Origin of the sequence: Dactylosporangium sp. McL0621, from assembly GCF_049995355.1 — a bacterium.
Taxonomy (GTDB): domain Bacteria; phylum Actinomycetota; class Actinomycetes; order Mycobacteriales; family Micromonosporaceae; genus Dactylosporangium.
Map to the genome: position 1 here is coordinate 3410113 of NZ_CP188259.1, position 14300 is coordinate 3424412.

Consider the following 14300-nt stretch of genomic DNA (forward strand, 5'->3'; position numbering starts at 1 on the left):
CGAAGCCACCGCCTGGGCCATCTTCAACCCACCCCTTGACAAAATAGAACATGGGATGTCTGCCGCGATCCGCTCGCTCGCGACAGCGGCATGATTATCTGCCCAGAATCTCGCGTGGCCGTGAGGGTCACAAGTGGTTCGTCACGGCCACGCCATTGAACGAATGTCACTGCACCTGTGCCAGACACTCGACTCTTCCGTCAGCACGCGGGCATCATCGACCTTTCAGCGTCGATGCAAATTGTTGCCCTACAGCGCGAGGGCAAAAAGCAAGATCCACATAACTGCCGCAAGCGCCGGCACGGCATACGTCATTAGAGCTGTTGGAGACAGGCGGCTTTGAGCCGCTTGCGCGAGCGTCGTCCTGTACTCCGGGAGAGCTTCCGCGGCGCGGATCCGCAGGACCTTTACCTGCACCCACTGCACGTGGCACACGTATGCCCAAACCGCGGTCAGCATTAGGCCGAACGCCGATATCACGGCTGCTGCACGTGTAACGCCGGGATGCTCCGATCCGCTAGTTCCACTCGCCAGAATGGCTGAATATGCGACGACGATCATCGACTCGGCGATAAGAAAGAAGTTGTTCCGTTGGACCAGATCGTCAAAGTTGTGCAGCGCATGGCTCCATATCCGGTTTGCCTGATCCCGGACGTCCTGCGGGTCCTCATAATTACCCCTGAGATCAACTTCCACGGCCGCCTCCACACTTCTAGGCACTCAAGCCTAAGGGGCTCCGTCAATGTCGCTTAGTTGATCTGACCAGGAGCTCGCGTTCCAAAGGTGAACTGCTTCATTCCGGGCGCACGCACATGCCGCTGACCGAGCGTCTTGACCGGCATTGGGGATCGCCACCCCCGGCGATAGGGGGCATGCCGGTTACGCACTGTGACAACAGAATCGGAGAGATCCGGCCGACTGTCACCCGTCAAGTGAAGCTGATCCGTAACGGATCAACTGGAGCCCGACACCTGGCCTGCCTGGCTGAGTGTGCCTGGCGCGCCATCGGGGCTGAAACACTGAAGGCTGTACACGGCGGGCTGAACCGTCAACTGGGCGTGCAATTCTCGGTTAGCGAGTACGAAGGGTCGCCTCCTGTTGGCCGCCCGAGTCATCGGCAAGGAGTCTAGATCCGTCAAGCTCCCGAGGGTGGACTGGCTGGGGGCTTGACGTTGGATAAAAGGACGAGCCGGCGAGGCGGACATGGTCCGTCTACGACTATGGTCGATCCATGTCGCTCGTCGCTTGGGCCTACGACGTTGCAAACCGGGAGCTATCGAGTGGGCGGGACACAGCGTCCAGGTCCTGCTGAGGGTTTACGCCAAGTGCATCGAGGGCCAGGAGAACGCCGCCCGGCGACGCATCAGTGACGCCCTGGGTGTGGACGACGACGAGCATCCGGAGCCCTGAGGAAACTTTGCCGTGGATTTGCCGCGCGCAGTGAGTGTGTCCGGGCGCCGATGGGATCGAGTGAGACGAGTGTCGGTGCCGGACCGGACCCTCGGATGATCTCCGTTTTGGCGAGGTCATCGGGGGTTCGGTGGTGAAAGGGCTGGTTGGCGGAGACGGACGGGAATCGAACCCGCCTGGCCCAGATCCTGGACCACACCGGTTTTGAAGACCGGGAGGGGCACCAGCCGCCCATACGCCTCCGCCCCACACCCTAGCCACTAGGGTCGTTGCATGACGTACGCCGAGGTGAACGGGGTCTCGCTGTGGTACGAGGAGCACGGCGACGGTGAGCCGCTCGTCCTGCTGCACGGCGGGTTCTGGACCGTCGAGATGTTCGGGGCCTTCCTGCCCGCCCTCGCCGAGCGGCGCCGGGTCGTCGCCGTCGAGCTCCAAGGGCACGGGCACACCCCCGATGCCGGGCGGCCGCTGCGGTACGAGACCTGCGCCGACGACGTCGCCGCGCTGATCGGGGCGCTCGGGTTCGACACGGTGGACGTGGTCGGTTACTCCCTCGGGGCCGGCACCGCCATCCGCGTCGCCATCCAGCACCCCGGCGTGGTCCGGCGGCTCGTCGCGATCTCCACGCCCGTCCGGCGCGCCGGGTGGTTTCCCGAGGTGCTCGCCGGGATGGCGCAGCTCGGGCCCGAAGCGGCCGAAGGCATGAAGGCGTCGCCGTTGTACGCGGCCTACGCCAAGGTTGCGCCAAGGGTCGAGGACTGGCCGGTGCTCGCGACCAAGCTGGGGGAGCTGCTGCGGCGCGACTACGACTGGTCGCCCGAGGCGGCGCGGATCCGGGCGCGGACGATGCTCGTGTACGCCGACGCCGACTCGGTCCCGCCCGCGCACATCGCCGAGTTCTACGCGCTGCTCGGGGGCGGGCTGCGCGACGCGGACTGGGACGCGTCGAAGCGCGTCGCGTCGCGGCTGGCGATCATTCCGGGGCGCACGCACTACGACATCACCGAGGCGCCGTCGCTGCCCGGCCTGATCGAGGAGTTCCTGACCGAGTCGCATTAGGCGACGTCGATGGGGCCGCCCGCGCGGCGAACTGTGCTGACGCTGTGAACCCGGGCGCGCCGGCGAAGGTCCTGAGGGGGTGTGGGTGGAGCGTAGCTCCCCCACCGCGAGCGTAGCGAGCCAGGAATGCAGCCCATCCGGGAAATCGCTCTCCTGGCTTGACGCGGCAGGGGAGGGCGGGAGTAGCGTGCGATTCAAGAGAGCGCTCTCTATCCGCCTGCACCCCAAATAGGAGAGCCATGCACTACCCCAGGCAACGCCGGATCAAGGGCTGGGCCGCGGGTGTCACCGCCGCCGCTACGCTCGCCCTGGTCGGGATCATCGCTGTGCTCAACGCCGGCACGTCCGATGCCGCTCAGCTCGCCGCCGCGGCCGCGCCCGCCCCGCCGCCCGGCTTCACGCTCACCTGGAGCGACGAGTTCAACGGTGCCGCCAACACCGGTGTCAACACGGGCACGTGGAAGTACGACACCGGGCCGGGCAGCACGTTCGGCACCGGCGAGATCGAGACCATGACCAACAGCACCGCCAACGTCTTCCAGGACGGCGGCGGGCACCTGGTGCTGCGGGCCCTGCACTCCGGTACCGACCCCCGGGCCGGCTGGACGTCGGGCCGTATCGAGACCCAGGCCGCCACCTTCGGCGCCGACGCCGGTGACGTGGTGCGCATGGAGTCCTCGATCCAGCAGCCGAACGTCACGACCGCCAACGGCGCCGGTTACTGGCCCGCGTTCTGGATGCTCGGCTCGACGCTGCGTACCGGCACGACGTGGCCGACCAGCGGCGAGGTCGACATCCTCGAGGACATCAACGGCCGCAGCTCCGTCTTCGGCACGCTGCACTGCGGCACCAACCCGGGCGGCCCGTGCAACGAGTCGACCGGCCTCGGCAGCGGCGAGCGCGCGTGCGCCGGGTGCCAGACCGGGTACCACACCTACGCCGTGGAGATCGACCGGTCCAAGTCGCCGGAGGAGATCCGCTGGTACCTCGACGGCGCGAACTACTTCACGCTGCCGGCCACCCGCGTGGACGCCACGACGTGGAACAACGCCGTGCACCACCCGTTCTTCATCATCTACGACCTGGCGATGGGCGGCGGCTTCCCCGACGCGTTCGGCGGTGGCCCCAACGCGGCCACCATCTCCGGCGGGCAGATGAACATCGACTGGGTCGCCGTCTACAACAAGAAGGGCGGCGGCACCACCAGCCCGCCCCCGGCCGGTACCAACATCGCCCAGGGCAAGCCGACCACGGCCTCCTCGAGCGAGAACGCCGGCACCCCCGCGTCCGCGGCCACCGACGGCAACGCCGGCACCCGCTGGTCCAGCGCGTTCAGCGACCCGCAGTGGCTCCAGGTCGACCTCGGCCAGTCGTACAACCTCACGAGCGTCAACCTGAACTGGGAGGCCGCCTACGCCAAGGCGTTCCAGGTCCAGACGTCCAACGACGGCACCAACTGGACGAGCATCTACAGCACCACCACGGGCACCGGCGGGAACCAGACCCTGAACGTCTCCGGTTCGGGGCGCTACGTCCGGGTGTACGGCACCCAGCGCGCCACCGCCTACGGGTACTCGCTGTACGAGTTCGGCCTGACCGGCACCCCCGGCGGCGGCACGGGCGGCGGCACGCTGCTGTCCCAGGGCAAGGCGACCACCGCGTCGTCGACGGAGAACGCCGCCAGCGCGGCGGCCAACGCCACCGACGGCAACACCGGAACCCGCTGGTCGAGCGCGTTCAGCGACCCGCAGTGGCTGCGCGTCGACCTCGGCGCCACCCACACGATCAGCAAGGTGAACCTGAACTGGGAGGCCGCCTACGCCAAGGCCTTCCAGATCCAGACGTCCAACGACGGCACCACCTGGACGGACGTCTACAGCACCACGACCGGCACCGGCGGCAACCAGTCGCTCAACGTGTCCGGCGCGGGGCGCTATGTGCGCATGAACGGCACCCAGCGCGCGACGGCCTACGGCTACTCCCTCTGGGAGTTCCAGGTCTTCGGCAGCTGATCGGAGAAAGGGGCATCGGGAGGTGTACTCCCGGTGCCCCGACGATCACCGCGTGAAGAACGCGTCCACGTGCCGGGCCACGAGCTCCGGGGAGTTCAGGTCGGGCGCGTTGTGGTCGGCGCCGGGCAGGATCTCGTGCCGCGCCGCCGGCATGATCCCCGCCAGCCGCGGCACCACCTCGAGCAGATACGGCACCGTCTTCGAACCGGCGAGCAGCAGCGCCGGGGTCTCGACGGCGGCGTAGCGGGAGCCGTCGGAGTCCAGCCGGGCGATCTCGCCGAGTTCGGCCGGGGACGTCGGCATCATCGCGAGCGTCTCGGCGCCGTCCCGGCCGCGCAGCAGCAGGAACGCCAGGGCGTAGTGCACCGCCATCGGGACGGCGGGGATCGGCAGCAGCCCGGTGCGCTTGGTGAAGGTGGCCATCGCCGTGTGGTGGCGCCCGGCCGCGACCAGCCGGCCGAACTCCGGCACCCACGTGAGGTCGAACGAGCCGTCGAGACTCACGCCCGGCTCGTAGACGGCCAGGCCCGTGAACCGCCGCCGCAGCGCCGCGTGCAGGGCGACCAGCCCGCCGAAACTGTGCCCGAACACCAGCTCGGAGCCGGTCGCGGCGGCCACCGCGAGCACGTCCTCGGCCTCGCGCTCGATCGAGTACGCGGCACCCTGAGGGCCGCTCGCGCCGCGGCCGCGGCGGTCGATCGCGTGGGTGCGGTACCGGGGCAGGGCCCGCACGAACGCGTCGTAGTGGTGGGCACGGCGGTTGTTGCCGGGCACCACCACGAGCCCGGGTCCGTCGCCGGTGCTGCGGTAGCTGATCGCCGTACCGTCGGCGGAGACGGCGGCACTCGAGTCGGTCATACGGGGCAGTCTGGGCCGGGGCGCTGACAGAGCCCTGTCAGACCGCTGGCGTCCACTCGGAGCGCAGCAGGCCGAAGAGCGCGCTGTCCCGGAAGGCGCCGTCGTCCTCCAGCGAGTACTGCCGCAGCGTCCCCTCGTGGGTGAAGCCGAGCGACGTCAGCAGCCGGACCGAACGGTGGTTGACCGCGATCGTCTGCGCCTGCACCCGGTGCAGCCGCATCGCCGTGAAGCCGAACGCCAGGACCGCGCGGGCCGCCTCGGCCGCGTACCCCTGCCCCCAGTGCGCCCGTGCCAGGTCGTAGCCGAGCTCGGCCCGCCGGTGCCCGCGCTGCCAGCTGTGCAGCCCCATGAGCCCGACGACCCGCCCGCCCAGCTCCAGCGCCCAGTGCCGGCGCAGGTCGGCGGCGGCCTCGGCGAGCAGGTACTCCAGGAACGCCTCGGTCTCCGCGACCGTGCGCAGGGGCTCGTCGTTGAACCGCTGCACCTCGGGGTCGCCGCGGAACACGAGCACGTCGCCGGCGTCGGCGACGGTAGGCTCGCGGAGCACGAGCCGCTCCGTGTGGATCGGCTGCAGGGCCACGCCCGGCACCCTAGACCACGGCCGGCGCACGCGAACGGACGGGGAGAGACAATCGGCAGGGTGCGGATCGGGCTGCTCGGGCCACTCGAGGTGCACGCCGGGGACGGGGCGGCCGTCGAGGTCGGCGGGTCGCGGCTGCGCGTGCTGGTCACGCTGCTCGCGCTCGAGCCCGGGCGCGTCGTCACCGCCACGCGGCTGACCGACGACCTGTGGGGCGAGAATCCGCCGAACGGGGCCGGCAACGCGCTGCAGTCGCTGGTGTCGCGGCTGCGCCGGGTGCTGCCCGACGGGGTGTTGCAGGCGCGGCCGACCGGGTACCTCCTCGACGTCGAGCCGGAGGACGTCGACCACCTGCGCTTCGAGGCGCTCGTCGAGCGGGCCCGGGCCGCCGCCGAGCCGGCCGCGGCCGTCGCGCTGTTCCGGCGGGCCGAGGCGCTGTGGCGCGGGCCGGCGCTCGCCGACGCCGGCGACGCCGCGTTCGCCCGGCCGTGGCGGGCCCGCCTCGACGAGCTGCGCTTCGCCGCGGTCGAGGACCGGCTCGAGGCCGAGCTCGGCATCGGGGAGCGGGTCGTCGCCGAGCTCGAGGCGCTCGTGGCCGCCCACCCCCGGCGGGAGCGGCTCGTCGGGCTGCTCATGCGCGCGCTCGCCGACGCCGGGCGCGGGGCCGAGGCGCTCGCCGCATTCGAGCGGTGCCGGGCCGGCCTGGCCGAGGAACTGGGCGCCGATCCGTCGGCGGGGCTGCTTGCGGTACACCTGCAGATTTTGCGGGGTCAGGAGAAGGAGCCCGCCGAGGGCAATCTGCGCGCGGGGCTCACCAGCTTCGTCGGCCGCGACGCGGACGTCGCCGATGTCGGCCGCCTCGTCAGCGGCGGGCGGCTCGTCACGCTCATCGGGCCCGGGGGCGCCGGCAAGACGCGGCTGTCCGTGGAGACCGGCCGCACCCTGGCCGGGGCCGCCCCGGACGGCGTCTGGCTGGTCGAGCTGGCCCCGGTCACCGACCCGGGCGACGTCATCCAGGCCGTCTGGGGCGCGCTGGGCCTGCGCGACCCGGCCGGCAAGCCCACCACCGGCGGCCGCCGCGTCGACGCCGACGACGCCCCCCGCCGCCTGGCCGGCGCCCTGGCCCACCGGCGCCTGCTGCTGATCCTCGACAACTGCGAGCACGTCGTGGCGGCCGCCGCCGAGCTCGCCGAGCGGCTGCTGGGGGAGTGCCCGCACCTGCGCATCCTGGCCACCAGCCGCGAGCCGCTCGGGATCACCGGCGAGACGCTCTACGGCGTGGAGCCGCTCGGGGAGGACTCGGCGGCGCGCCTGTTCGCCGACCGGGCGGCGGCGGTACGCCCCGGGCTCGCCCCGGACCCGGAGGCGGTCGCGCGCATCTGCCGCGCCCTCGACGGGATGCCGCTGGCGATCGAGCTCGCCGCGGCCCGCTGCCGCTCGCTCACCCCGGCGCACATCGCCGACCGGCTCGACGACCGGTTCCGGCTGCTCACCCGGGGCAGCCGCACCGCCCGGCCCCGCCACCAGACCCTGCGCGCGGTGGTCGACTGGAGCTGGGACCTGCTGGCCGGGCCCGAGCGCGCGATGCTGCGGCGCCTGGCGATCTTCTCCGGCGGCGCGACGGTGACGGCCGCGGCCGCCGTCTGCGACCCGGACGGGCGCCTCGGCGACCCGGACGAGCTGCTCACCACCCTGGCCGAGAAGTCGCTGCTGATCGCCGGGGACGACCTGCGGTACCGCATGCTGGAGACGATCCGCGCCTACGGCCTGGAACGCCTGGACGAGGCCGGCGAGACCGACGAGCTGCGCCGCCGGCACGGCGCCTGGTTCCTCGACCTGGCCGGGCGGCTCGAGCCGCACCTGCGCGGCACCCGCCAGCTCGAGGCGCTCGCCGAGCTCGGCGCCGAGCACGACAACCTGCACGGGGCGCTGCGGCGGGCGATCGCGGCCGGGGACAGCGACCTCGCGGTGCGGCTCGTCGCGGTCGTCGGCTGGTACTGGTGGCTCGGCGGCCACCGGGTCGAGGGCGCGGCCCTGGCCTCGGCGGCGCTGTCGATGCCCGGCCCGTCCGACCCCGACGCTCGGGCCATGGCCTGCGGGGTGGCCGCGGTCAACGGGTTCGACGGGCTCGGCGACGTGGAGATGCTCGACGAATGGTTCGCCGAGGCGGTGCGGTACCAGGGCGACCATCCGCTGTTCCGGCTCTTCCAGGCGGTCGCCGGCCTCTACCGCGAGGGCCCGGTCGGCGCCGTGCTGGAGCGGATCGCCGCCCTGTCCGACGACCCCGACCCGTGGATCGCCGGGCTCGGCCGGCTGCTCGTCGGCCACACGATGCTCAACACCGGCGCCCGCACGACCGAGTCGCGCGCCGCGTTCGAGGCGTCGCTGGCCGCGTTCCAGGGCATCGGCGAGCGGTGGGGCATGTCGTTCGCGCTCGCCGCCCTCGCCGAGGCCGAGGGCCAGGAGGGCCGGTACCGCGAGGCGATCGCGCACTACGAGGAGGCCCTGACCTACCTGCGCCTGCTCGGGTCCACCGAGGACCGGCCGATCACGGAGGTGCGGCTGGCGCAGCAGTACTACCTCATCGGCGACGACGCCCGGGCGGAGGCGACGCTCGCCGAGGCCCGCCGGACCGCCGAGCGCTCGGGGGTGCCCGACAGCATCGCCTTCGTCGAGTTCATCGACGCCTACCTGGCCCTGCGCCTCGGCCGCCTCGACGAGGCCCGCACCCGCTTCGGCCGCGCGCTCGCGCTCGTCGGCGACAACCGGGTCTCGCCGCAGATGCTCGCCGTGCTGCACTCCGGCCGCGCGGTGCTGCTCGCCCACGACGGCGAGCACGCCGCGGCCGACGACGCGATCCGGGTCGCCGTCGGGCACGGCCGCGCCGCGTTCGACGCGCTCGCCGTCGCCACCGTGGTCGAGGACGCCGCCGAGGCCGCGCTGCTGGGCGGCGCCGCGGCCCGCGCGGTGACGCTGCTCACCGCGGCCGAGACGATCCGCGGCGGGCCCGACGCGACGCGGCCGTGGACCACTGACGTGTACACCCGGGCCTGCGCCGGGCTCGGCGCCGAGGCCGTGCGGAGCGCGGTCGAGCAGGGCCGCGGCGCCACCCTCGACAACGTGCTCGACTACTTCGCCGCCCGTAAATGCGTTGAGCCGCCCCCGGCTCCCGAGGCAGGCTGGAGGCACCGCAGCAAGTAACCCCGGGGGGCCCCGCCACCATGCGTCTGATCCGTGATCTCTGGGCCACGTCACCGCGAAGAACCGCGGTCGTGGCCTTCCTCGTCGTGCTCGGCGCCGCCGGGCAGGCCGCCGCGTCCGCGGTCGGCGGAGCCGTGCTCATCCATCGATCTTGGGTGATGTTCGGCGTGCTCGCGGCCGCCCTGGTCGCGGCCGTGCTCACCGACCTCGGCGTCGGGCTCATCATGGCCCGGCTCACCGCCGACTGGTGTGCCGACGTGCGCCGGCGCCTGTGCCGGGTCGCGTTCGGCCAGGACCTGCCGACCCTGGAGACCACCCCGGTCGGCGAGCTGCTCGACCGCATCGACAACGACGTCTACCAGGTCGCCTCCGAGATGCGCAACGCCGGCGTGCGCATCGCCCAGTCGGCCTGCTACACGGTGCTGTCGGTCGCGACGACGCTGTTCGTGTGGTGGCCGGCCGGCATCGCGATGATCGTCATCGCCGTCGCGCTCACGCTCGGGCTGCGCAAGCCGGCCGCGAAGATCGTCGCCAGCCGGATGGGCGAGGAGGAGGCCTGGAGCGACCTCGCCGCGGTCATGGAGGAGAGCATCCACGGCCAGGACGACGTGCGCACCTCGCTCGCCCGCCCCTACGTGCTGCGCCTCTACGCGCGCCGGGCCGCCGTCGTGCTCGAGCGCGGCCGCAAGGTCTGGGTCCGCTCGGCCGCCGTGACCTCCGTCGCCTCCGCCTTCGTGCGGTTCACCATCGCGCTCATCGTGCTCGGCGGCGTGTGGGCCCTCGCGACCGGCCGCATCGACGTGGCCCGGCTCAGCGCGGTCTGGCTGCTGGCGCTGGGCTTCGGCGCGACAGTCGAGCACACCAGCCGGATGGTGCCCGACCTGCAGTACGCGCTCGGCGCCTGGGCCCGGATACAACTCCTGCGCGACGCCAGACAGGAGCCCGTGGGCGGACGAACGCCCGCGGCCGGAGACCTCGAGGTGCGCGACCTGACCTTCCGGTACTCCGAGACCTCCCGCAAACCGGCCCTGCGCGGCGTGAGCCTCACGTTCGCCCGGGGCCGTTCCTATGCCCTGATCGGGCGCACCGGCTCCGGCAAGTCGACGCTGGCCAAGGTCCTCACACGCGCCGTGGACATCCCCCGCGGCACGGTGTTCCTGGGCGGCACCGACCTGCTCGACCTCGACGTGGAGGAGCTGCGCCGGTGGATCGCCGTGGTACCGCAGCGCACGGAGATCCTCGCCGGCACGCTCGCCGAGAACATCGCGCTGTTCGACCCCGGGCTGCTCGGCTCGGCCGCGCGGGCGATCGACGAGCTCGGCCTGGCCGGCTGGGTCGCCGAGCTGCCCGACGGGCTCGACACCCGCCTCGGCGACGGCGGGCACGTGCTCTCGGCCGGGCAGGAGCAGCTCGTCGCGTTCGCCCGCATCGTGGTGCGCGACCCGCAGGTGGTCATCCTCGACGAGGCGACCGCGCGGCTCGACCCGGTGACCGAGGCCCAGGTGCAGCGGGCCACGGCGCGGCTGCTCGACGGGCGCATCGGCGTCATCGTGGCGCACCGGCTCTCGTCGGTACAGCAGTGCGACGAGGTCGTGGTCCTCGCCGACGGTGCCGTGGTGGAGGCCGGCCCGCTCGCCTCCTCGGCGCGCTTCGCCGCGCTGCTGGCGGCCTCGTCCGCGGCGCCGGTGCCGGTGCCGGGCCCGGCCGCCGCGCCGGTCGTCTCCACCGCCGCGGTCAAGGCCGACCCGCCACCGCTGCCGAAGCTGCCGGCGGCCCGCACGATGTGGAACATCTTCAAGCTGGCCACCAACGACTGGCGGTACGGCCTCGTCGCCGTGGCCATGTTCGGGCTCATGACGCTCGCCGGCCTCGACGGCTCCGTGCTGCCGTGGCTGTGGGCCGACCTCGTCGACGGGGCCGGCGGCACGCTGTGGCCGGCGCTCGGCATCACGGCGGCGCTGCTGCTGCCGATGGCGCTGCCGTACTACACCGGCAAGTGGTTCCCGGAGTGGTGGGTCCGCCAGCTGCTGCGCATCAGCCTCCGGCTCGTGCACGGCCAGACCGGCGCCCGCCGCGTCAGCAAGCACACCCCGGCCGAGGTCGTCGCCCAGGGCGGCGACACCGAGCGGGTGGTCATGCTCGCCGACAACCTCGTCGACCAGTGGATCTGCCTGTGGGTCCTGGTGTCGATGACGGTCGTGGCGGGCTCGTTCGTCCCGGCCGCGTTCATGGCCGCGACGATCGTGCTCTCGGGCCTCACCGCGACGCTGTTCGGCCCGGTGCTGAAGCGCTCGGCGCAGCGCACGGTCACGGCGCGGGCCGCGTTCGCCACGGCTCTCGTGTCGTCGCTGTCCGCCGCCCGTACCGTGAAGCTGGCCGGCGCCACCGTCCCGGTGCTCGCGCACCTGGCGAAGCTCGACCGCGTCCGCAGTGCCCGGGTCCGGCAGGAGATCGCGGTGAGCGTGTGGGCCCGCTCCACTCCGGCGCTGGCCAGCGGCCTGCTGCCGATCGGGGCCTGGGCGCTGCTGCTGTCCGGCCGCCTGACCGCCGGCGCCACCCTCGTGGCGGTGTCGACGCTGGGCTCGGCCCGCTGGTTCGCCTGGACGACGGCCTCGCTGATCTCGCAGCTGCCCTCGGCGCGGGTGTGGACGCGGCGGACCGTCGAGATGGTGGGCAACGGGGAGTACGCGGCGGCCGTCCCGGGCGTGGACCTGTCCGCGGGCACCGCCCCGGCGCCGCCGACCGCCCCGCGCCATCCGCTGCGGCGGCTGGAGCTGGACGGGTTCGCGGCCGTGCACGAGGACGGCACCGTGGCCGTGCGCGACCTCGACCTGTCCGTCGAGCGCGGCGAGCTCGTGCTCGTCGTCGGCCCGGTCGGCTCCGGCAAGTCGTCGCTGCTGCGGGCCCTGGCCGGGATCGTGCACCACACGGGGAAGCTGCGCTGGAACGGCGAGCCCGTGACCGAGCCGGAGATGTTCCTGCGGCCCAACCAGATCGGGTACGTCGCGCAGCTGCCGCGCGTGCTCTCCGGTACCGTCGCCGACAACATCGCCCTGGGCCACGAGGTCGACGCGACAAGCGCCGTTTCGACCGCGCAGCTGGAGCACGACCTGACCGCCGCCGGGGCGGGCCTCGGCCTGCTCATCGGGCACAAGGGCACCCGCCTGTCCGGCGGGCAGCTGCAGCGCCTGGCCCTGGCCCGCGCCCTGGCCCCGCGCACGGAGCTGCTCATCGCCGACGACGTGTCCTCGGCGCTGGACGTGACGACCGAGCTGGCGCTGTGGCAGGCCCTGCGCGAGCACGGCGTGACGGTGATCGGCTCGACGTCGAAGCGGGCCGCCCTGACCCAGGCCGACCGCGTCGTCGTCCTGAAGGACGGCACCGCGGCGGCCCAGGGCACGTGGCGCGAGCTCGAGCCGGACTGGGGTCACCTGGCCGGCTGATGCGGGTCAGAGGGTCTGGATCAGGCCCCCGTCGATGGCGAAGTCGGCCCCGGTGACGTTGCCGGCCCGCCCGGAGGCGAGGAGGACGACGAGGTCGGCGACCTCGCCCGGCTCGGTGAACCGCCCGGTCGCCGAGCCGGCGGCGGCCCCGCGGGCCACGTCCTCGGGCGTGGCCCCGGCCGCCGCGGCCACGGTCACCGCGACGCCCTCGGCGCCGAGCCACAGCCCGGTGCTCACCGGGCCCGGGCTGACCGTGTTCACGCGGATGCCGTGCGGCGCCACCTCCTTGGACAGCGCCTTGGAGAAGTTGCCCAGGGCCGCCTTGGCCGCGCTGTAGTCGATCACGAGCGGGTCGGGCAGCCGCGCGTTGACCGAGTTGACGGTCACGACCGCCCCGCCGCCGCGCTCGATCAGGTGCGGCAGCGCGGCCCGGGTGGTGCGCACGGCGGCCAGGAAGTTGATGGTCAGGGTGGCGAGCCAGTCGTCGTCGGTGACGGAGGCGAAGCCGCCCGGGCGCGGCCGTACCGCACCCACGTTGTTGACCAGGATGTCGAGGCCACCGTGCGCGGCGACCGCCGCCGCGACGAGCCGCCCCGGGCCGTCGGGCGTGCCGAGGTCGACCGCGACCGGCTCGACCGCGGCCCCGGCGGCCAGGTCCGACAGTTCGGTGGTGAGGCTGCGCGCGCCGGCGACGACCGTGGCGCCCTCGGCGGTGAGGGCGCGGGCGATCGCGAGCCCGATGCCCTTGCTCGCCCCGGTGACGACCGCGACCTTGCCCGTCAGATGCAGATCCATGACGTCTACAGGCCGTGCCGGGCGAGCCAGGCCAGGGTGACGTCGGCGACCTCGCGCCAGCCGTGGTCGATGGTCAGCGAGTGCGCCCGGTCGGCGAACTCGTGGATTTCGGTGACCGCGTCCGAGTGCCGGTACTGCTTCAGCGTCGCCTTGGTGACCGCCTCGGGCACGGTGTGGTCGCGCCCGCCCATGATCAGCAGTAGCGGGCCGCGCAGCTCGTTGGCCGTGTCGACCTTGGCCGGCGAGTGCGGGTCGAAGTTGGCCGCGGCCGCCTCGAACAGCGGCTTGCCGGGCGCCGGGATCGCCCACCGCTCGAAGAGCTCGTCGGACTCCTGCTCGCTTACCGCGTTGCCGAAGGCGTAGCGGAACTGCTCGGCGGTGAGGGACACGGCCCGGTTGCGGTTGGCCGGGTTCTTGAACACCGGGAAGGTCGCCCGCAGCGACGACAGGGGCAGCGGCAGCACGCCCTTGATCTGCGCGGCGTCGATGGCCACCGCGGCCGCGGCGCGGTCCTGGCCGAGCAGCTTCTGGGCGATCATCCCGCCGAACGAGTGCCCGACGAGGATCGGCTTCGCGCCCAGCCCGTCGATGATCTTCGCGTAGTGGTCGACGACGTCGTCGATGCCGTGGCCGGCGACGGCGTCCGGGTCGGCGCGGGCCAGCTCGACGGTCCCGGGCTCACCGGGCCAGCCCGGCGCCGCGGTCTCGTAGCCGGCAGCCGTGAAGAGCTCGGACCAGGGGGCCCAGGAGGTGGCGTGCAGCCACAGACCGTGGATGAACAGGACAGGCGTGCTGGAAGTCATGGACCGACCCTACGGCGCCGCGGCCCGGCCCCGCTTGCGTCACACGACTGCATCACGCAGCTGGGCGCGCGAGGTGACGCCCGGCTCCGGGGTTGTGTCACACGACTGCGTCACGCAGCTGGGCGCGCGACGTGACGCC

The 14300-nt window shown here is 72.8% G+C and carries 9 protein-coding genes and 1 tRNA gene; 4 read left to right on the top strand and 6 right to left on the bottom strand.

The annotated features are described in order from the left end of the window. Positions 1 to 249: 249 nt before the first annotated feature. Together ACPPVO_RS16080 and ACPPVO_RS16085 are read right to left on the bottom strand one after the other, a co-directional pair. On the bottom strand, positions 250 to 696 hold the full coding sequence (locus ACPPVO_RS16080; protein WP_426512005.1) for a hypothetical protein: 447 nt from the start codon (positions 694 to 696) through the stop codon (positions 250 to 252). A gap of 861 nt (positions 697 to 1557) precedes the next feature. Continuing rightward, a tRNA-Sec gene (locus ACPPVO_RS16085) sits at positions 1558 to 1653 on the bottom strand. A gap of 30 nt (positions 1654 to 1683) precedes the next feature. Between ACPPVO_RS16085 and ACPPVO_RS16090 the strand changes: the two genes are divergently transcribed. Next, a complete protein-coding gene (locus ACPPVO_RS16090) occupies positions 1684 to 2469 on the top strand; it encodes an alpha/beta fold hydrolase (RefSeq protein WP_426512006.1) in 786 nt (261 codons plus the stop codon). A 239-nt stretch (positions 2470 to 2708) separates the two neighbouring features. Beyond that, positions 2709 to 4481 (top strand): discoidin domain-containing protein, encoded by a 1773-nt coding sequence (locus tag ACPPVO_RS16095; RefSeq protein WP_426512007.1) that lies wholly within the window; start codon positions 2709 to 2711, stop codon positions 4479 to 4481. 45 nt (positions 4482 to 4526) lie between these two features. Here ACPPVO_RS16095 and ACPPVO_RS16100 read toward each other — a convergent pair whose 3' ends face one another. Both ACPPVO_RS16100 and ACPPVO_RS16105 read right to left on the bottom strand, forming a co-directional pair. Beyond that, positions 4527 to 5339 carry an alpha/beta fold hydrolase gene (locus ACPPVO_RS16100; RefSeq protein WP_426512008.1) on the bottom strand — a complete coding sequence of 271 codons (813 nt, stop codon included), beginning with the start codon at positions 5337 to 5339 and terminating at the stop codon, positions 4527 to 4529. A 37-nt stretch (positions 5340 to 5376) separates the two neighbouring features. Then, positions 5377 to 5919 (bottom strand): GNAT family N-acetyltransferase, encoded by a 543-nt coding sequence (locus ACPPVO_RS16105; RefSeq protein WP_426512009.1) that lies wholly within the window; start codon positions 5917 to 5919, stop codon positions 5377 to 5379. A gap of 60 nt (positions 5920 to 5979) precedes the next feature. Between ACPPVO_RS16105 and ACPPVO_RS16110 the strand changes: the two genes are divergently transcribed. Further along, positions 5980 to 9120, top strand: a complete 3141-nt coding sequence (locus ACPPVO_RS16110) for a BTAD domain-containing putative transcriptional regulator (protein WP_426512010.1) — start codon at positions 5980 to 5982, stop codon at positions 9118 to 9120. 20 nt (positions 9121 to 9140) lie between these two features. Continuing rightward, complete coding sequence (locus ACPPVO_RS16115) at positions 9141 to 12563, top strand: ATP-binding cassette domain-containing protein (RefSeq protein ID WP_426512011.1); 3423 nt, start codon at positions 9141 to 9143, stop codon at positions 12561 to 12563. Between the two features lie 6 nt (positions 12564 to 12569). On the opposite strand, the gene ACPPVO_RS16120 is transcribed toward ACPPVO_RS16115, so the two are convergent. Beyond that, positions 12570 to 13358 carry an oxidoreductase gene (locus ACPPVO_RS16120; RefSeq protein ID WP_426512012.1) on the bottom strand — a complete coding sequence of 263 codons (789 nt, stop codon included), beginning with the start codon at positions 13356 to 13358 and terminating at the stop codon, positions 12570 to 12572. A gap of 5 nt (positions 13359 to 13363) precedes the next feature. Next, positions 13364 to 14161, bottom strand: coding sequence for an alpha/beta hydrolase (locus tag ACPPVO_RS16125; protein WP_426512013.1), 798 nt, complete (start codon positions 14159 to 14161; stop codon positions 13364 to 13366). Between the last annotated feature and the right edge of the window lie 139 nt (positions 14162 to 14300).

Coding starts and splice junctions, on each gene's coding strand:
- ACPPVO_RS16115 (WP_426512011.1), top strand. CDS start 9,141: ATGCGTCTGATCCGTGATCTCTGGGCCACGTCACCGCGAAGAACCGCG.
- ACPPVO_RS16090 (WP_426512006.1), top strand. CDS start 1,684: ATGACGTACGCCGAGGTGAACGGGGTCTCGCTGTGGTACGAGGAGCAC.
- ACPPVO_RS16120 (WP_426512012.1), bottom strand. CDS start 13,358: ATGGATCTGCATCTGACGGGCAAGGTCGCGGTCGTCACCGGGGCGAGC.
- ACPPVO_RS16100 (WP_426512008.1), bottom strand. CDS start 5,339: ATGACCGACTCGAGTGCCGCCGTCTCCGCCGACGGTACGGCGATCAGC.
- ACPPVO_RS16095 (WP_426512007.1), top strand. CDS start 2,709: ATGCACTACCCCAGGCAACGCCGGATCAAGGGCTGGGCCGCGGGTGTC.
- ACPPVO_RS16125 (WP_426512013.1), bottom strand. CDS start 14,161: ATGACTTCCAGCACGCCTGTCCTGTTCATCCACGGTCTGTGGCTGCAC.